The 19,163-nt window shown below is 49.1% G+C and carries 17 protein-coding genes and 2 pseudogenes; 2 read left to right on the top strand and 17 right to left on the bottom strand.

Annotation, left to right across the window (positions count from 1 at the left end):
- Positions 1-95: 95 nt before the first annotated feature.
- From IEX02_RS18780 to IEX02_RS18725, 13 genes and pseudogenes are all read right to left on the bottom strand, one after another.
- Positions 96-1,142 carry a protein-glutamate methylesterase/protein-glutamine glutaminase gene (locus tag IEX02_RS18780; RefSeq protein WP_188698886.1) on the bottom strand — a complete coding sequence of 349 codons (1,047 nt, stop codon included), beginning with the start codon at positions 1,140-1,142 and terminating at the stop codon, positions 96-98.
- 9 nt (positions 1,143-1,151) lie between these two features.
- The gene (cheD, locus tag IEX02_RS18775; RefSeq protein ID WP_188698884.1) at positions 1,152-1,766 is read right to left on the bottom strand and encodes a chemoreceptor glutamine deamidase CheD; all 615 of its coding nucleotides are present in this window, start codon (positions 1,764-1,766) and stop codon (positions 1,152-1,154) included.
- Positions 1,763-2,587: a CheR family methyltransferase gene (locus IEX02_RS18770; RefSeq protein WP_188698882.1), complete on the bottom strand. Its 825-nt coding sequence runs from the start codon at positions 2,585-2,587 to the stop codon at positions 1,763-1,765. The genes cheD and IEX02_RS18770 overlap by 4 nt, the downstream gene beginning before the upstream one ends.
- 12 nt (positions 2,588-2,599) lie before the next feature.
- Positions 2,600-4,132: pseudogene (locus IEX02_RS18765) on the bottom strand (methyl-accepting chemotaxis protein); the annotation flags it as partial.
- Between the two features lie 42 nt (positions 4,133-4,174).
- Positions 4,175-4,375, bottom strand: a pseudogene (locus IEX02_RS20505) (HAMP domain-containing protein); the annotation flags it as partial.
- Between the two features lie 942 nt (positions 4,376-5,317).
- Positions 5,318-5,821, bottom strand: a complete 504-nt coding sequence (locus IEX02_RS18760) for a chemotaxis protein CheW (RefSeq protein WP_188698881.1) — start codon at positions 5,819-5,821, stop codon at positions 5,318-5,320.
- Positions 5,818-7,680, bottom strand: a complete 1,863-nt coding sequence (locus IEX02_RS18755; RefSeq protein WP_188698879.1) for a chemotaxis protein CheA — start codon at positions 7,678-7,680, stop codon at positions 5,818-5,820. Before IEX02_RS18755 ends, IEX02_RS18760 begins: the two co-directional genes overlap by 4 nt.
- A 12-nt stretch (positions 7,681-7,692) precedes the next feature.
- Positions 7,693-8,061: a response regulator gene (locus tag IEX02_RS18750; RefSeq protein WP_188698876.1), complete on the bottom strand. Its 369-nt coding sequence runs from the start codon at positions 8,059-8,061 to the stop codon at positions 7,693-7,695.
- Positions 8,062-8,068: 7 nt separating this feature from the next.
- Positions 8,069-9,763 (bottom strand): fused response regulator/phosphatase, encoded by a 1,695-nt coding sequence (locus tag IEX02_RS18745; RefSeq protein ID WP_188698874.1) that lies wholly within the window; start codon positions 9,761-9,763, stop codon positions 8,069-8,071.
- Positions 9,750-10,034 (bottom strand): STAS domain-containing protein, encoded by a 285-nt coding sequence (locus tag IEX02_RS18740; protein WP_188698872.1) that lies wholly within the window; start codon positions 10,032-10,034, stop codon positions 9,750-9,752. The genes IEX02_RS18745 and IEX02_RS18740 overlap by 14 nt, the downstream gene beginning before the upstream one ends.
- A 26-nt stretch (positions 10,035-10,060) precedes the next feature.
- On the bottom strand, positions 10,061-10,717 hold the full coding sequence (locus IEX02_RS20620) for a methyl-accepting chemotaxis protein (RefSeq protein WP_229702296.1): 657 nt from the start codon (positions 10,715-10,717) through the stop codon (positions 10,061-10,063).
- A gap of 560 nt (positions 10,718-11,277) precedes the next feature.
- On the bottom strand, positions 11,278-12,453 hold the full coding sequence (locus IEX02_RS18730; RefSeq protein WP_188698870.1) for a response regulator transcription factor: 1,176 nt from the start codon (positions 12,451-12,453) through the stop codon (positions 11,278-11,280).
- 11 nt (positions 12,454-12,464) lie between these two features.
- Entirely contained in the window at positions 12,465-14,897 is a 2,433-nt protein-coding gene (locus tag IEX02_RS18725; RefSeq protein ID WP_188698868.1) for a hybrid sensor histidine kinase/response regulator, read from the bottom strand.
- A 164-nt stretch (positions 14,898-15,061) separates the two neighbouring features.
- Here IEX02_RS18725 and IEX02_RS18720 point away from each other — a divergent pair, with 164 nt between their 5' ends.
- On the top strand, positions 15,062-16,126 hold the full coding sequence (locus IEX02_RS18720; RefSeq protein ID WP_188698866.1) for a sulfite exporter TauE/SafE family protein: 1,065 nt from the start codon (positions 15,062-15,064) through the stop codon (positions 16,124-16,126).
- A 135-nt stretch (positions 16,127-16,261) separates the two neighbouring features.
- Positions 16,262-16,657 carry a DUF3718 domain-containing protein gene (locus IEX02_RS18715; protein ID WP_188698864.1) on the top strand — a complete coding sequence of 132 codons (396 nt, stop codon included), beginning with the start codon at positions 16,262-16,264 and terminating at the stop codon, positions 16,655-16,657.
- 70 nt (positions 16,658-16,727) lie between these two features.
- On the opposite strand, the gene IEX02_RS18710 is transcribed toward IEX02_RS18715, so the two are convergent.
- The 4 genes from IEX02_RS18710 to IEX02_RS18695 are packed head-to-tail and all read right to left on the bottom strand — an operon-like array spanning position 16,728 to position 19,146.
- Complete coding sequence (locus tag IEX02_RS18710) at positions 16,728-17,222, bottom strand: YcgN family cysteine cluster protein (RefSeq protein WP_188698862.1); 495 nt, start codon at positions 17,220-17,222, stop codon at positions 16,728-16,730.
- Positions 17,216-17,884, bottom strand: a complete 669-nt coding sequence (locus IEX02_RS18705; protein ID WP_188698859.1) for a fumarylacetoacetate hydrolase family protein — start codon at positions 17,882-17,884, stop codon at positions 17,216-17,218. The genes IEX02_RS18710 and IEX02_RS18705 overlap by 7 nt, the downstream gene beginning before the upstream one ends.
- On the bottom strand, positions 17,862-18,863 hold the full coding sequence (locus tag IEX02_RS18700; RefSeq protein ID WP_188698857.1) for a lytic murein transglycosylase: 1,002 nt from the start codon (positions 18,861-18,863) through the stop codon (positions 17,862-17,864). The genes IEX02_RS18705 and IEX02_RS18700 overlap by 23 nt, the downstream gene beginning before the upstream one ends.
- Positions 18,853-19,146 carry a YcgL domain-containing protein gene (locus tag IEX02_RS18695; protein WP_188698993.1) on the bottom strand — a complete coding sequence of 98 codons (294 nt, stop codon included), beginning with the start codon at positions 19,144-19,146 and terminating at the stop codon, positions 18,853-18,855. Before IEX02_RS18695 ends, IEX02_RS18700 begins: the two co-directional genes overlap by 11 nt.
- Between the last annotated feature and the right edge of the window lie 17 nt (positions 19,147-19,163).

Raw genomic sequence — 19,163 nt, 5'->3', positions numbered from 1 at the left:
TGAGTATCATGATAATACTGGAGTCAGACCGCGCTATTATGCATGTAAAAAGTTCAATAAATGAACAGATCAATATATGGGTAAGCACCGTGAGGCTATAGGCGCGTACCGGCCCCTAACCGGCTCAATACCTCCAAGGCGGTTCTGCTGATTTCACCCAGCGGCAATACCTTATCTACCCCGCCCAGCCTTATGGCTTCCTTAGGCATACCAAAAACCACACAACTTTCTTCATCTTGTGCCAGCGTGGTGCCTCCGACTGCTTTAATAGCCTGCATACCAAGTGCGCCATCCTTGCCCATGCCGGTTAATATGACCGCCAACACATTTTTACCTGCACACTCCGCTAACGATTGAAACATCACATCAACGGATGGCTTATGTCCACTGACCCGCTCTGTATCAAACAGCCTTATCCGGTAGTCAGCACCATATTTTTCAATACACAGATGTAAGTTGCCTGGCGCTAAATATGCGTGGCCGGGGAGTACCCGCATACCGTCTTTTGCCTCACTGACAGAGAGAGCGCAAAGCCCGTCGAGCCTTTTGGCGTAAGTCGTGGTAAACCCCGGAGGCATATGCTGAGTGATAACAACAGCGGGGCTGTTGGCAGGCAAGCCGGTAAGCACTTCCTTGATAGCTTCGGTTCCTCCGGTCGATGCACCAATAGCAATGATCTTCTCTGTGCCAGTATTCACATAAGGGGGAGATGATACTGAAGCAGTTCGCTGCACTTTACGGACACGAGATGTGGCAGCCATGCGAATTTTATCCAGTATTTGCTGACTGTATTGTTCTATACCTTGGGCCACATCCAGCTTGGGCTTGGCAATAAAATCAACCGCCCCCAATTCCAGTGCTCTGAGTGTGGCTTCTGCGCCTGCTTCGGTCAGTGTCGATATCATCAATACTGGTGTGGGCCTGGCTTTCATTAACTTGTCCAGAAATGTCAGGCCATCCACCTTGGGCATTTCTATATCCAGAGTAATGACATCAGGCGCGCGTTGATTAACCAGATCCCTTGCCACATAAGCATCTTGTGCCACACCAACGAGTTGCATATCAGGGGCCTGGCGAATGATTTCACCCAGTAATTGCCTAATCAACGCCGAATCATCCACGACCAGCACTTTAATGCTCATAGACGTTTCCTAAAACAAGTCCACACCGCCACTTTTGGGCGCATGACGAATACGCATACGGTATTCACTCTCCCGGTCCATAATGGTGGTGTTGTGCAGAGACTTGATTTTTCGCACCATGACTTTGCCACTGCTCGGGAAGAAGTAAACTTTACGCGGATACTGATCTAACAAATCACTAGCAACAACTGGGATTTGCTCAATACGCAAGAACTCCAGCACAAACTCGCAATTTCGCTCTCCAACGGTATTTGAGGTGAGCCCACGAAGTACATTCCCTCCCCCAAACACTTTTGCTTCCAAGCTGCTGCGCTTAGCCCCTAGTTTAATCAAATGATTAATTAGTATCTCCATGGCATAAACACCATAGCGCGCCGAATCCGACCAGGCAGAATTGTCCGGCCCACCTTCATTTGGCAGCAGAAAATGGTTCATACCACCTACGCAGCGCACCGGATCGCGCAAACACACCGATACACAGGAGCCCAGGACGGTGACAATCATGATGCCGTCTGCTGTGACAAAGTACTCACCAGGTAGGATCTTTACCGCTTCGCACTCAAAGTGGCGATCAAAATAGCGATTGGGTGCCAAATGCTGATTATTCAGTTCAAAGGCATTCATGCTGATTGCACCCGAGCGGGATGATAAGTGGTTTTTCCCAAGTGCCGCACCAGATGAGTGGCATGGCTATAGTTTTCAGAATGGCCCGCAATGTAAAGCCCATCAGGCTTCAGCAGCCTCACCATACGCTGCAGAATTTCTAACTGAGTGGGTTTATCAAAATAGATCATCACATTACGACAAAAAATCACATCCACCGGCCCATCAATATCCCACTTGTGCTCCGTCAGGTTAATTCTTCGAAAGGTCACCATTCGCGCTAACTCCGGAACCACCTTGACATTCCCGGTCTGCGAACCTTTGCCTTTTAAGAAGAACTGCTTGCGCTGATGCGTGGCAATCGATTTAATCCTGTCCTCATTGTAGATACCGGCTTGTGCCGTTTGCAGCGCGCCGCTGTCGATATCTGAGGCAATAATTTCAATCCCCGCATCAAAACATCCCATAGTTTCAGCAACTGTCATTGCAATGGAGTAAGGCTCTTCTCCTGTACTGCTGGCTGCACACCAGATACGTTTTACACTATGGTGACTAAGATAATCGGCTAATACCTCGAAGTGATGAGACTCGCGGAAAAATGCCGTCAAATTGGTCGTCAGCGCATTGATAAAGTGCTGTACCTCCTCCTCATGCGTCTGTACAAAGTGCAAATACTGCGAAAAGCCCGGTATTTTCAACGCACGCAAACGCCTGACCAACCGGCTGTACACCATAGAATCCTTGCTGTCGGCCAAATGAATCCGGGTTAGTTGGTAAAGCAGCTTACGTACATTGTCAAAATCCGCCCTGGTGTAGGCAAATTCCTTTTCACCTGAGTTCACGCCCTTCCCCCGTCAGAAGCTTTCCCATTCGTCTTCTTCAGCAGAAGTGACCCGAGCAACGGCGGGTTTGCCTTTACGCGCTTCTTTGGGCAATCGCACGGCTTGAACAGTGGATTTCTTCGCTGCTGGCAGCATCGCCACAGCAGGTGCAGCACTGCCATCTAGTTTAAATACCGCCACTTGTCTGGCGAGCTGCTGAGCCTGTGACTGCAAGCTCTCTGAAGCCGCAGCAGCCTGCTCCACCAGCGCCGCATTTTGTTGCGTCATTTCATCCATCTGAGTAACGGCTTTACCTATTTCATCAATACCTGAAGACTGCTCGGCAGACGCTGCGGCAATTTCAGACATAATGTCGTTAACCCGTTTGATGGCGGTGACGATTTCTTTCATGGTGTCGCCAGACTGACTGACCAATTCATTACCATTTTCGATTTTGTTCACCGAGTCTGAAATAAGTGACTTGATGTCTTTTGCAGCATTGGCAGAACGCTGAGCTAAGGTTCTGACTTCAGATGCCACTACCGCAAAGCCCCGTCCCTGCTCTCCGGCTCTGGCGGCTTCCACCGCAGCATTTAACGCCAAGATATTGGTCTGAAAAGCAATACCATCAATGACCCCAATGATATCGGATATCTTTTGTGCAGATTCATTGATTGACGCCATAGTATTCACGACTTGCTGAATCAGCTCGCCGCCATCCGTTGCCACATTGGCCGCCTGAGATGCCAGCCCGTTTGCCTGTTTCGCGTTATCGGCGTTTAAGCGAACTGTACTGGTCAGTTCCTCCATACTGGACGCCGTTTCTTCCAGGCTTGCGGCTTGTTGTTCGGTTCTGGAGGATAAATCAGAATTACCCTGGGCTATTTCACTGGAAGCACTGCTGATGGTGTCTGTTGCCTCTCGGATCTGCCCCATGATTGCCGTCAGCTTATTTGATGTTTCATTACAATAGTCTTTGAGTTCTTCAAAGGTGCCTTGGTAGTCGGCATCGATACGCTGGGTAAGATCACCATCCGAAATAGCCATCAATACCTTGGCAATATCTTTCAGGCCGGTGTCCGTGATATTCACTAAACTGTTGATACCTTCAGCAATGGTCAGCATAAAATCGGCTTTATCTTTTGTGTCAATCCGCTCGCTGAAATCCCCCCGAGCCGCCGCCGATACAATGCGGGTCACTTCCTGCTCCGCCATAACTTCAGCCGTGCGGTTTAGCCACTCCACTACAGAGCCAAGACGTTCGCCACTTTCGGATACTATGGGGTTGGCGATTAAGCCAAAGTACAGGTTGCCAACCTTAATTTGCGCCTCGTAGGTGGTTTTGAGGTTTTCCAATAAAGAGGCCTGGTGTGCCGGGTTTTTATGAAAACTGTCCATACTGCGGCCAATCAGCCCATCAACCGCAAAGTTCGGCAGCGCCTTTTTGAGTTCCTGCTCTGCATCGCGAAGCATTTTGCTGACCGACTTATTCATGTAAATGATGTTCCTGCTATTGTCCGCAATCATGATATTGGTCGACGAGCTATCCAGCGCTTGTCTAACCCGCAGAGACTCTTTTGCCTGCACGGCAGCGTCCGCCAGCTTGTTACTCATATCAACCAGGGTATTGTTCAGTTGCCCCAGTTCATCTTTACGCTTGGCATCTAGCTGTGTATCAAATTGTCCATTAGCAATAGTTCTGGCCGCCATAATGGCATTATTAATCCCTTTGATAACTTCACGAATCACAAAAGCCGTTGCCGCTGCCGCAAGGGAAAAGAATATGAGCAAGCCTAATAGTGACTGCATACGCTCGGCTGACAAATTTTCAATTCGATGCTGCAGCAAGCCCGCTAATTCATTGGACAGCTTGTCTCCCTGATCGTAAAACCCGCCTAAAACCTGCGAAAACTCGGCAGTAAAGCGATCCGCCGCGTAATCGAGCTGGGGTTTGTCAATTACCTCTCTGCGCGCCATCATCAACAACACTTGGACACGCTCCTTGAATTGTTTGGCCGTGGAAGCGTAAGTCGAAAGTTGCCTATTTTGTTCGGCGGCGGCAGTCAGATTCTCTGCATAAACGTTTAGCGGTTCACTGACCTGCTCGATCAGGGAGACCATGCTCTGCTTTTCCGCCTCGGTCACCTGCCCAACAGCCAGTACCTTAGCGCCGATCCCCCGCACCTGAGCTAACACATCAACCAATAACGGCAGCGCATCATAGTTGGCAATAATCAAATGGTAGCTGGCGGGCTCAGGGTCATACGCCATGCCTGTCTGGCGCAAAATACCGCCTAAACTTGCACGAATCTCGGTGATGGTTTGTGTATGGGCATCAAAGGCCGCTTTAACCGAATCATTTCTATCCACCATGGCCACCGCGTTTTGCCAACTGCGTTGTACATTGTCCACAGTGAATTCTGTCGAGATAGCCAGCATCTGCCTTTCCAGCACCTTGATGCTGTCGTCTATCTGGCTACGCATGGTCAGCATCTCAGCATTCAACTGGCTATCCCCCTGCAATACCCGGGTAGATAAATTACGATGCAGGGATACGTTACGCATTAAATCCAACGCACCGTCTGCCGGTGCGGTACCAATCACTTCCTGCTCGGTGAACGCCTGGTCGCGATAGGAGTTATCCAACAATAAGTAAGTGGGTAGCGAAATTCCCACAATAATCAGCACGGCCACAACTAACATCTTTCTGGGAATGCTGATGTCATTAACCCAATTCAGCGTTTTCATTATCTACTCCTGTACATTGTTCTGCTTTTGCTCGAACAAGCTGAGCTCTTCACTGGATATCAGTTTTTCGATGTCGACTAAAATGACTAACTGCTCATCGATGGTTGCCAGTCCCACCAGATACTGACTGTCAAACGCCACGCCAAACTCCGGCGGTGGACGAACCTCTTCTTCAGCCAGCGCGATAACATCGGATACGCCGTCAACCACCACGCCGACAATACGCCCATCAACATTCAACATAATGACGATAGTAAATTCGGTGTAACTGGCCTCACCAACATTAAACTTCATACGAAGATCCACTATAGGCACAATGTCGCCGCGCAGATTCAGTACGCCCTTAATAAATGCCGGCGCATTGGCAATGCGAGTTACCGGTTCATAGCCACGAATTTCCTTCACCGCCATAATATCCAGGGCATAGTGTTCCTCCCCCAGTACAAAGGTCAGAAACTCGCGCTGGGCAACAGCATGGCTTAGGGCATGTTGCGCTGTTGATGTCATGATGCCTCCTGAACGGGTTGAGGGGCGCTTTTCACCTGAGTCGCTAAGGATTCAACATCCATGATCAGGGCAACACTGCCGTCTCCCATAATGGTTGCTCCTGCGACACCAGGCACACGTTTGTAATGTTGTTCAAGACTCTTGATAACGACCTGCTGCTGACCGACCAAGGCATCTACCCACAGCCCAAAACGCTTCTTGGCACTTTCAATCAACACCACTATGCCCTGCGTTACCTCTTTGTGCTGAGGCCTAACATCCATCTGTTGACCCAGGCTAATCAACGGCCAGTATTCTTCGCGCACCCAAAGCAACTTATCATTGCCCATACTTCTAACCTGATCCGCTAGCGGCTGAATAGACTCGATAATATTCACCAGCGGAACCACGTAAACCTGATCCCCAACCGACACACACATGCCGTCCAAAATCGCCAAGGTTAAGGGCAAACGAATATGAAAAGCCGCCCCCTTGCCCTGCTCTGATTCAATCTCGACCCGGCCACCAAGCGCTTCGATGTTGCGCTTGACTACGTCCATACCAACTCCCCGACCGGATACGTCGGTTACCTCTGATGCCGTAGAAAAACCGGGCGCAAATATCAGGTTCCACACTTCAATATCCTGAGGATTCTCGGACACCCAAATCGCGTTATCTTTGGCTTTAGCCAGAATTCGTGCGCGGTTAAGGCCAGCCCCATCATCAATGATGCTAATCAAAATGCTGCCGCCCTTGTGCGCGGCCCGAAGAATTAAGCGACCTTCACTGTCCTTTTTGCTTTGCGCACGTACCTCTGGCGCTTCAATGCCATGGTCGATGCTGTTGCGCACCAAGTGAGTTAAAGGATCAACCAGCTTTTCAATCAAGCCTTTGTCAATCTCGGTATTGCCGCCTTCAATTTGTAAATCAACAGATTTTCCCAGCTTGCCCGACAAATCCCTGACCAAGCGGGGAAAACGGTTAAACACAAAAGACATTGGCAGCATTCTCATCGACATCACCGCTTCCTGGATCTCCCTGGTATTACGTTGCAACTCAACAAGCGCCGCCTGGCGTCGCTCTTCAGCTTCCAATCCACCTTTGTCACCAATCATGGCCAACATAGACTGGGTGATCACTAATTCCCCCACCAAGTTAACCAAGGCGTCTATTTTTTGCGTATCAACCCGAATGGTGCTGGACTCCACCGACGCTGCGGGGGCTTTTCGCTCTACTGTTGGTTGATGGGGCTGGGAAGCTGTGCCTTTATCTTGAGCCTGGCTTGTTTGCGGTTCAGTGCTGGCGGGGACGACATCGGCTTTATCCCCTTCTGATGTCTCGCTGACAGCGGACTCTTCCATATCAAATAAACCGAAGCCCTCATCTTCAGCAACATCGGTGTGTTCCTCAAAAAAACCAAAGCTGTCATCGACTTTGCCGAGAACCGGCTGTTCAAACAGCCCGTAACCTTTTTCATCTGCTGGCTCTACCCCTTTGCTGAGCATCTGCTCCAATTGCTCGGTGCCTTGCGAAATGGCTGCCCAGTCAATGTCACCGCCACTGCGATAGCTATTCAAAATCCCTTTTAAAATATCGACCGTCGACAATAAGGTATCGACGATGGCGGTAGTTAGCTGCAATGTGTCTTTACGGGCCCTGTCCAATAGGTTTTCCATCACATGAGTCAAACCTGTCAGGGCATCAAAACCAAAAATGCCGCTACCGCCTTTTATGGAGTGCGCGGCTCTGAAAATACTGTTGAGCAGCTCCTTATCCGGCTGTTCAAGATCCAGCTCCATCAGGAATTGTTCCATTTCATCCAAGTGTTCCTGACTCTCTTCAAAGAACACATTGTGAAATTGCTCCATTTCAATTGACATAGCGGTCTCCCGTCACCCCATGACTTTAGCCGCAACTTCCAACAACTTACGCGGATCAAAAGGTTTAACCATCCAACCTGAAGCCCCTGCTGCACGTCCCTGCGCCTTCATTTCATCACTGGCTTCTGTCGTCAACATGACAATGGGTGTTCGGGCAAATGCCGGCAAGGTACGCAATGATTTAACCAAGGTCAGTCCATCCATCCTTGGCATGTTTTGATCCGTCAAAACAAAGTCGAAACGCTTTCCCCCATTGCAAATGTCGAAGGCTTCCTGCCCATCTTTAGCCGCTGTAACCCCATAACTGGCTGACTTCAGCGTCGCTTCCACCATTTGTCGAATTGAAGGTGAGTCATCAACAATTAATACCTGTTTACTCATAGTCTTATCACCTGATTAGTACATAAGTCTGGTTGCCCGGAGGCTGGCATTGAAAAACGCTGGCAAGCTGGCGCACTAGCTGCAGGCCGCGGCCCGATAAACTCTCTATATCTGCGGCACGGGGGCCTTGCTGGACATAGCCTTGTCCGGAATCTTTCACCTTCACTTCAACTTCGTTAGCCGGTGTATGCCAGTCCACCTCAATCTCTACCCAATCCTGCTGCTGTAAAGCGGCTACCCGCTCTTCCCGCTGCGCGAGGTAAGCGACAAAACCATCCACATCAGTCTTAAGGGCTGATTCGAGCTTTAACACACCATGGTCGATGGCATTACTGATAAGTTCAGCGCACACAGTAAAAACTTTTTGACGCAATTGAGGCGCCATGGGGCTGGCCTGTAGTAAGGTGTTAACCCAGTTTACGAGATCAATTTGAGCCAACTGATAACCACTAAGTCTGGCGTGGAAATGCTGATTACCGAACTGATAGTCGACATGCCCTTGTGCTTCCTTGTGGCTATTAAGAAACCCTTGGCAATCCAGTCGACAAAGCGAGACATCATCACTGTAAGGTAACGCTCCGCGGTGAAAGCGCAGCGCCTGCGCCATTTTCGATATTGTGTCTTGCCCCTGCCCTAGCTCAATCAATCTTTCCACTCGCTGCATGCCAAACGCCTCTCCTGACGCAGAGTCTTGCTCAACGAGTCCGTCGCTAAACATAAACAGTTGATTTGCACTATCCTGTAGCGCCAGCGTGTCGGTACTGGTATCAAATACCTCAGTATCTAGCACTCCCAGTGGCATATGCCGAGATGCAAAGCGATGGCAAACATGTCCCGCCCGATCACAGAGTAAGGCGTCCGGCATCCCGCCGTTCCACACAGACAGTTCACGTCTATATGGATCGACTTCGACTAATATCCCCGCCACAAACCGATCACCCGGCATTTCCCGAATTAATCGTTGATTTAACTCATAAGCCAGCATGGAGAGTGGATGGCCCTTGGACACCATGGCCCTGAAAATAGACACCACAGGTAAAATACTTATCGCTGCCGCCAACCCATGTCCGGTGGCGTCAAGCAGCATGACAAACAGATTGCCTCCAGGAGAGCAGCGGCTTAATAACAGATCGCCATTGAATTCACTGGACGGCTGCATCAAGGCTTGCAAATGCTCATGGCACAAATGTTCTTTGGTTGAGAGATGCTCAAAAACATGCTTGGCCAGGTGCTCTTCACGCTGTTTTTCGTTGAGTAAATCCTCTAGTTTGGCATTTTGCGTCTGCACGTTTTGACGCAACCAATAATTAAAAATTAAACGCTGGATCTTGAAAACCAACAGTGGCAGATGCAGGGGTTTGGGCATGAAGTCACTGATCCCCTGCTCGAAGCATTCCTGAATCAACTCATAGTCATCGTTGCTGGTAATCATCATGACCGGCACATCGATTCCCCGTTCTGCCAGAACATCCATTAAACCCAATCCCAACCCATCTGGCAGATGATTATCCACCAACACAATGTCGTAACTGTTGTGCGCTAGCCGCTCCCGGCCATGCGCCAAGGTTCGAACCGAATCACAATTAAATCCGCTTTGGGCAAAATAGCTCGACAACATCTTGTTATGCGCATCGCTGTCTTCAATCAACAAGACCTTGGTGTGCCCTTGAGGGTCATCAAGAATAAATTCAGATAAGGCCATAAATTTTATGCATGTTGGCCATATTCAAAATATCCTGCGCAGTGCCTTTAGCCCCCCGAATAGACGCCTTGATACCCGCCGCCGTTGCCCTTTTCTGCATTAACACCATCATACCCAGCGCGGAACTGTCTAAATACGCAACCCGGCTGAAATCCAAAATAATGTGCTTGATCTGAGCACTGTCGATAACGTCCTGATAGCCCGAAGTAAAAGGCCCGTGAAAACTAAAATCAAACCTCTCCGGCAGGGAAATAACATGGGTATCGGTCATGCGCATTTCTCCTATCTTGTTAGCGGTTAAAACAGCTCAACTTCACCGGCCTGAATAGTCGTTGAGGAGACCGGGTTTTTATGGGTTTGCCGATTAACCCGCGTCTTGTCGAGATAACTGTGCAGCTCACTCGCCAGTGTCGATAGGTCAGCCTCATCCAGATCACGCAGGTGTTCATGGGTGAACTTAAGCAAACTGGCATTGAATTGCAGGTTCTGCCCGTTTATGTCATCAAACTGCAGACCTCGTATGGCGTTGTGCAACGCCTCCTCCAATTCATGGGCGATGCCGTCCAGCGACTTAGTGGTCAGGTTATCCTCGTCAGCTTTGGTGACGATCATGTCAAGGGCCGTCTGGATCTCCTTTTTAGCTTCAATGACATAGCTCACATCCTGCGAAGCGACTTTTCCTACATCCTCGGTCAATGCTTCAATTTGTGTACTTATCGTGGTCAGTTGCTTTTGAATCGCTTCACTAAATTGTGCAGAGCGTGTAGACAATGCCCTGACCTCATCGGCTACCACCGCAAATCCACGTCCAGCATCGCCAGCTCTGGCAGCCTCAATAGCGGCATTGAGAGCAAGCAGGTTGGTTTGAGAGGCTATCTCGTCAATATCCTTCAGGGCTTTCATGACCTGAGGCATGGCGTCGTATATCTTGTTAACTTTTTCCAACAGGTCCATGGATGACGCTGACATATCCACTGTTGTTGCGATAAAGCGATCCAGCATCAGGCCGGTATTCACAGCAAAATCGTGCATTCGGCTACTGTTAAATTCTGCACTACCATCAGAACTGACCAACAAGCTGTGTATGCACTGACTTTGACGTTGCATCAACCCTTGTAGTTGGTCAAAAGAATGCCGAAGCAATGACACTGCGTCGGTTTGGGTACTGATGATATCGAGAAGACTGGCCTCACAGCTTTTCAATGCGGGCACCAGCTCGGATGCTAAAGCCTGAAGCTGATGGTTCCTCGATTCAAACAAGACAGACTGCGCAGGCTCAACACCTTCACCGTCTGCTCGCAAGCCACGAAAAAACAGCCAACTAAGCATACCGAGAGTCAGTACTGCGATCCCAAGATAGCCCAGGCCTTGCCATTCCAAGGTCAGACTGATGCCTACACAGCCAATCAACATCAGCCCATCTGAAACAACCAGTTTACGTTTCAACATGCTATCCAAGTCCCTGTTTCTGTTTCCACTGTAGGAGAGGAATTAGGAATGCGCTAATGAAGTGATTATTTTTTTAAACAAGGATTTTCATTTTCGCTTCCAAGTTTATTTAGAAGCTGCTGCATAACGGCCTTGTACTCAGATTCCTTACGCAAGCTTTCTTCAAAGATACTGGTAGCATCTTTGATCGCAGTACCTACGTGGGTCATCAGTGAGCGCTCCTCTTCCTCTAGCAGACTGAACTGAATCAACTCAGTAGCCAAATTGTTTTCCAGATTCAGAATGGTGCTTTCAAACCGGCCAGACAATGCGGACTTATCCTGCTCCATCTTCATCACCAGATTGGCTATAGCCTGGGCGACCTCTTTGGCGACCTTTTGCTTACGCTCGTTGTTGCGCTCCAGTAAAATGGCGTCAATTCGCGCATCGACACCGTTTAACAGCAAACACAGTTGGTCTTTGAGAACACCGTAGCGATCCTCATCATCAATGGGCATGTTACGAATCAGTACACTGAAATGCTGATAGTTAAAAAACGTAAATTGCTTCCAGCTATATATGCGTCCCTTATCCCTCGCCTCCCGCATGGATTCTAGTTCCAGGGACACATGCCGGCCGTCATCCCGAAAATACACCTGCTCGTCAAGCTCGATATACGCCGCGCCCTGCACCCCAAAGCTGGCCAATGCCGAAAAAATAAGCTCAGCCAGGGCCGCATTATTCGTTACCCGGTGCGTTGCTTCGACAAAACGCAAAATATCGCCCAGTTCAGAGCTGGTCTTCATGGCGTCAAACGCCATCTTCATCGCAGAGTCGAACTGATCCGAAGCCTGTCTTTGACTTTCGTACTGACGCAGCAAATGTTCTGCTTTTAGCAGCAATTCTTTTAAGCGCAGCGGTTTAATGAGGTAGTCATCAGCCCCCACTTCATAGGCCCGAAGGATATCGTCATCCTGCATCAAGCCTGAGGTAAACAATATCGGCACATCGGTATTCAGGTAGTCCTGTCGGAGCTGCTCGCAAATGGCATAACCATCTATCCCGGGAAGCTGCACGTCCAAAATCACCAAGTCAGGCTTTTGGGCTAACTTATCCCTCAGAGCACTTAACCCTTGCTCAGGAAATGCCTCCATGTGACAAACCTCATAACCATGGCCCGTCAAGGTCGTGGTGGTCAAATGAGCAATTTCCGGGTCATCCTCAAAATACAGGATCCGTTTACCCAACTCGTCTGTATTCATAATGGACTCCTTTATCCACTGGTTGTCGAAGATAGACCGATGTTTTCGCTCAGTAACTCGCCAATACGCTTTAGCAACGTGGCTGCTGAAACTGGCTTAATCAGACGCTTTTGATAGTGATGATTGTCATGCAATCGGGGATTAGACTTCTCACTGGCAAAACCGGTAATAAGCTGCACTTTGATTGCCGGATAATGACTTTCCAACTGCTCAGCTAAATACAAACCGCCACGACCCGGCATCACAACATCGGTCAACACCAAGTCAACATCCTGATCTTTGAGAAGCCCAAGCGCGGCCTCAACCGTATTAGCTTGTAAAACGCGATAACCCGCGGATTCCAGTACGGCCCGGGTGATACTGAGCAATTCCTTTTCATCATCGACCAGCAGAATGCTGGCACTGCGACGAAAAACAGGTATGAGGGGATCGGTTTTTGGCTCAACCAGCGGAACGTCTACCTCATGCTCGTCATAGTAACGAGGAAAATATAAGTCGAAGCGCGTCCCCTGCCCAACGCTGGACTCCAGAGCAACCCCACCGCCACTTCGACGCACAAAGGAATACACCTGTGCCAGCCCCAGGCCAGTTCCGTCTTTACCTTTAGTGGTAAAAAACGGCTCAAAGACATGCAGCTTGGTTTCTTCACTCATACCGCAGCCGTTGTCGATAACGCTCACCTGAATGTACTCCCCGGCTCTCAGATCCAGACTCTGGGCCTCCAGGCTGCCTATCATTTGATTGCGCACCGCCAGCACAATATTACCGCCCTCGTGCATGGCCTGACGCGCGTTGATAGCCAGATTGAGCAAGACATTTTCCAGCCCGCCTTTATCCACTTTCACCGACCACAGATTGTCCTGAATCTGATAGTGGAGATTGACTGAACGGGTTACCGCTTCGGTGAGCATCTCCTCCATGTTTGCCAACACATTCGCCATACTCAGCACTTGCTCCTGACCGGGCTTGCTGGATGAGAAGTCTAATAACTTGCGGGTCAGCACCGCAGCCCGTCCACAAGCCGACAATATCTTGGCTTGATACTGCCCGCCGGGCAGCTCCCCAAGCTCCATTTGCGTCAGCTCAGCGTAACCAGAAATGATGCCCAGAATATTGTTAAAGTCGTGAGCCACGCCGTTGGCCAGACTACCTACCGCACCGAGTTTTTGACTTAGTAACAACTGCCGCTCTTGCTCCTTAAGCATGGTCAAATCATGGCAGCAACCAAGAAAACGTCGTTTACCATCTTGTCCGGGAGGCAATTCAGATACTGTCAAGCGAACGGAGATGGCACTGCCGTCTTTATGTTGTGCGACAACTTCTCGGCCAATGCCGATGATCTTTGCAATACCTGTGCGAAGATAATTGCTGACATACCCATCATGTTCAGATGCGGTTTTCTGAGGCATCAGCATACGAATGTTCTGCCCGACCAATTCAGCCCGGCTAAACCCAAACAGGCTTTGCGTGCTGGGGTTGCAATGCTCAACAATGCCCTGCTCATTAATAGTGATAACCGCATCAACCATGCTATCGAGGATTTGCTCAAGCTCCGTACGCTGGTAACTGATATCTCGAAACCAGGTCAGGGTTTCCTGCTCGGCCTGCACTCTTGATGTGACATCCAGTACAATCATGGCCAAGGCTTGACGGCCGCCGTAGTGAAGTGGGTTGACCAACAATTCAAGCCATTTAGGCACCATCTCACCAGCCTGCTGACAATTAATTCGCCATACCCCCAACGTTCCTTGCTGACTTTTATCATCAGCAACACAGGCCAAACGGGTTTGAAATGACTCGCGATCTTGCTTTTGGAGTAACTCAATAAGACTGGTTTTGCGAATTTGCTCAATATCCATTCCCAGCAAAACGCGACTGGCTTGATTAGCAGCAAGAAAGTGGTAATGAAAACGCTCAACAATCCAAATGGAAACGGGATTGTCCTCAAACAGATCCAATACCAGGCTATTGATGGTAGGCAATTCGTAAGGCTCCAGCAAAAGCAAGGCGTCATAAGCTTGAAAACCATGCGCACAGGCGATACCGGATAATTTGCATGTCACTGTCGTCGTCGCATCCAGATGCAAATTAATTTGCTGGTGATACCCTTCTTGACTGTCGCGTAACTGGTGCAAAAAATGACTAATTTCGTTCCCTTCCTGCCAATCCAGAATACTCAGTTCATTATCTATCTCACTGTTTTCCCAGCCAAATAATCTTGAAGCAGCGCTATTAACCTGCTTTACCTTGCCGCAGCCTGTCACCCATACCAGTGGGAAACTGAAAAGTTGCAACAATGCCCGAGTGTTCTGCGACACCGCAGTTCCAATCAGGCCCTTATCGACTAAGGGTCTGATCAATTCCAACAAATCCAAGCCCGATTCGGTAAGTTGACTACGGCTGCCCGGCTCGGATGAACGACCTGTCAATATTGCCTTATCCATAAGTTCCGTCTGAAGGGTGTTAATTGAATAGTTATTAGCTTTCGTAAGTACAGCAAAAACTTGAATATTTGCCAGCCCAATAGAAAGTATCCTGCGGGTTAAATCTTGTCCGGTCAGGCAATATAGCTGATAGAATGCTGAAAATTTTTAACTAAAATGGTGTCATGTCGTTACATCCTGCCCCCAAACAACGGATTTGGGTTTGGTTTCTCTGGCTGGCTGGCTTTTATGCTGTCTGGTTGTGGTTGGTGGTCGGTAAAGGCTATTGGTCTGACGCTGCTGCGCATTGGCCAATGGCATTGGCCATGGCAATTGGCAGTTATGCCGCTGGCTCCACCCCCATGGGGGGCGGTACTGTGGGTTTCCCGGTGTTGGTACTACTGTTTGAACTACCCGCCAGTTTAGGCAGAGATTTTAGCTTCGCCATTCAAAGTATCGGCATGACCAGCGCCAGCATATTTATTCTGGCAAGGCGCCAACCTGTGGCCTGGGCGCTCCTGCATGGGGCCATGCTAGGTGCACTGGTGGGCACGCCGCTGGGCATCTTCTTTATTGCCCCCCATATTCCCGAGCTTTGGATCAAGCTGGTATTTGCCGTGGTCTGGGCCAGTTTTGGTTTGTTGCATCTATATCGTCTGGACGAAATAGCGGGTCACAGCGGTATGACTGAATTTGATGAAAATTGGGATTTCCGTCTCGGTCTCTGGCTGGGTTTGTTATCTGGCGCCACCGTAGCCGCCGTTACCGGAGTAGGCATAGATATGGTGGTCTATTCGGCACTGGTTTTGCTCTGCCGCGCAGATCTGAAAATCGCCATTCCCACTTCGGTATTGATCATGGCGTACACCTCGGTTTTGGGCGTAGCAACCAAGTTTCTGTTTGGCCATGGAATGCAAGCAGGCGTGTTTGAAAATTGGTTGGCAGCGGCCCCCGTTGTGGCTTTAGGTGCTCCGCTTGGGGTCTTTATCGTTGCCAGAATCGGCCGCAAACCGACCTTGCTGGTCGTCGCCGCCCTTTGTGTTGGTCAATTCATCTGGACCTTGTACGCCGAACGCAATGTGTTAGGCCTCAGCGGCATGCTGATAGCCCTGGTTGCTGTAGCTGCCTGTTTGGCTGGATTTGAAAAGCTTCGCCACTGGGGGGGCGAACTGGTAGGCGAGCAAACCTCTTCCCCTTCATCAACCTCAACAAGCAGCATAGTATCAGGGGTAAAAGAGCCTTATCCCTAATGTTATCAGTCTGGCGCAAATAGGTATAAGCTCTCATACCTAGGTACGATTTCACGGTCTTTTTGCTCCAGATCAATTTTCATACACTGCCTCTCGTCAAGACCGTTAACTCTTTTTTAACTTAGAGGCACCACAATGAAAAAGTCTACTTTAGCTATTCTGACAACCCTGGGCACCTTAGCGTTCGCACCAGCCAGCTTCGCTGATATCAACGAAGACCTGCAAAATATCTGCACCATTGTAAAGAACGATGACAAGTCAGAATTACGTAAAAAACTCAAGAAAGTCCAAGACGACTATAACCTGCGTCTGGGCGATTATTACACTGGCATCAGCTGTGGCGGTAGTAGCTTGATCCGCTACTCCATGGAGAACAACGCCATTGAAGTGGGTGTGTTTATGATCAAGAAAATGAGTAGATCTGATCTGAATCAGGCTGAACAAGATGGTATGCCTCTTCAACAATGGGCCGAAAGCAACGGCCACCTGGCTTCAGAAATAGGTAAAGAACTGATGGATCGTATCAGCTAATTGAATTTCCTATAAAAAATCCCGCTCTATGCGGGATTTTTTATGCCTCATTAGAGGCGACAACACCGGCCTAATCGAGATCCTGCAACGGCCAGATAGCAATATAGTCTTCCAGCTCGTCCACCGACATCCCATCATCCGACACCGTCTTTCCCCTAACCGACATGCCGGCTTTATGCATTGCAGTCTTTTTGCCTTTATTAAGCAATGGATGCCAGGAAGCTAGTCCACGTCCTTCATACAAACGCCGATAGCTGCAACTGGGCGGCATAAAGAAAATATCCTGCAAATTGTCTTTGGTCAGCTTAACGCAGTCAGGCACAAGCTCTGAGCGTTTTGCATACTGCGTACATTCACAGGTCTTGGTATTCAGCAAGTGACAGGCAACACGGGTATAATGCAGTTGTTCGCCGGGGCGCAGCTCATCGGTAGACGAACCGTCCCCATCCTCGTCTTCAATTATTTTGTGCAAACAACACTTCGCACAACCGTCGCATATGGCTTCCCATTCAGCGTCGTTCATGTCTTCAAGTGGCTTCAGCTGCCAAAAATTAGCGTCTAACAATCTGCCACCACTTGTGCACTCACCTGCAGATAATTAACAACTTCAGCCTCCAGCTGATCGCCTGCAGACAGCGGTCCGACCCCTTTGGGTGTACCGGTCAACACCACATCGCCGGGTAACAGAGTAAAGTGGTGGGAAATCTCGCTAATCAAGTCCGCAATGCGATGAATCATTAGCGCGGCGTCTCCTTGCTGACGCTGTTCGCCATTGACAAACAAATTGAATGCTAGCGCCTGAGGATCACTGACGTCGGATGCTGCGATATAACCGCTTAATGGACAACTGCCATCAAAGGCCTTAGCCCGTTCCCAGGGCTGGCCTTTAGCCTTCATCTTATCTTGTACATCACGCAGGGTCAGATCCAAGCCCAATCCGTAGCCCCATACCGCAGCCATAGCTTGTTCTGGAGAGGCCTTTCGTACTACATCCCCCATCAACACAGCAATTTCCAGCTCATTGTGACAAGCACCTAGCCCGGTAGGAATGGCTATCTGACCACTGAATGGCACCAACGCAGTGCTTGGTTTAATAAACAGCAGGGCCTGTTCTGGTACTTCATTATTCAGCTCATGAATGTGGTCTAAATAATTCCGTCCCACACAAACCGCTTTGCCCACTGGCAAATCAATGGGATGGCCCTTATTGTCCAGGTGTTGATACATGGCTATCTCTTAATTCTGCTTTAATTCGGTCGGATAAATACCCTACCGCACTGCCGAAATAGGTTGAACGGTTCCAGTTCATTAACGTATGGAAGTTCTCATACACCAGATAGATTCTGCCTTTTGCGTCATCAGGCATAATCAGACTAGCCTTTAACTCTCGACTTGGCAGGTCAGAGCCATCATAACGTCGAACACCCAAGGCTTGCCACTCACTAAGCGTTCGCATCTTGTTCTTATCTAACCCACTGAGTTTAGTATCAAAATCCTCTGGAATTTTAACCTGCCGCCCCCAGGTTTGAGAATCATCCCAGCCAACGGTTTTCAGATAGTTGGCAATAGAAGCAAACACATCAGCCTGATTTCCCCAGATATCTTTTTTGCCATCACCATCAAAATCATAGGCATAGGCTAGGAAAGAGCTGGGCATAAACTGGCTTTGTCCCATAGCTCCGGCCCAGGAACCGACAAACTTTTCTTGTTCAATATGGCCTTCATCAAGAATCTTCAGGGCCGCAAATAGCTGCTTTTTAAACATGGCTTCACGACGGCCTTCGTAAGCCAAAGTAGTGAGCGCAGAAACAACCGGAAACTTGCCCTGAATCCGCCCAAAATTACTTTCATTCCCCCACAGCGCGACAATAAAGCGCGGTTGTACACCAAACTTTTTGCCTACAGCCTCCAGTACTTCTTTATTTTCAGTGTACTTATCTACGGCTTGTTTCACTTTCCAATCAGGCACGCGGGTAGACAAATATTTATCCAGTGTAAGCTTAAACTCGGGCTGATTCTTATCTGAGCTAACTGCACGTTCATAAAACTCGACGTTAGCAAACGCCTGGTCCACAAACTCAGCGCTAAAGCCTTGCTCAACCGCTTCCTGCTTAAGTGTTACCACATATTGATTAAAATCCGGCTTAGCAACAACACTGAGGCTACAAAGCGCAAGCGCCGCGACCGATAAACGTCTAAGCATCATTCTGCTCCTTTGACTGATGAATTTGACGACGATGTTCGTCCAGCAGATTTTCTTTGGGAGGAGGCAACTGCAAATAAAAGCCAGTATCCGTCAAGGCCTGACATACTTTAGCAGCATCACTGATGGCCAGTTTGGTCGTGGGTGTAATAGACATCACCATCACTAGGGCTGGCGCACCAAAATGCTCCATCAAAGCCTGCGGGACATCAGAAAAATCGTCACGATTACGAATAAACAGGTAAGTTTCGTCTTTTTTAGTACTACGATAAATGGCGCACAACATAATGGCGATATGCACTC

It is taken from the genome of Bowmanella pacifica (assembly GCF_014645355.1).
In the GTDB taxonomy this organism is placed as follows: Bacteria; Pseudomonadota; Gammaproteobacteria; order Enterobacterales; family Alteromonadaceae; genus Bowmanella; species Bowmanella pacifica.
The sequence above is the reverse complement of the archived record's forward strand: the minus strand, read 5'-3'. Positions and strand labels throughout refer to the sequence as shown.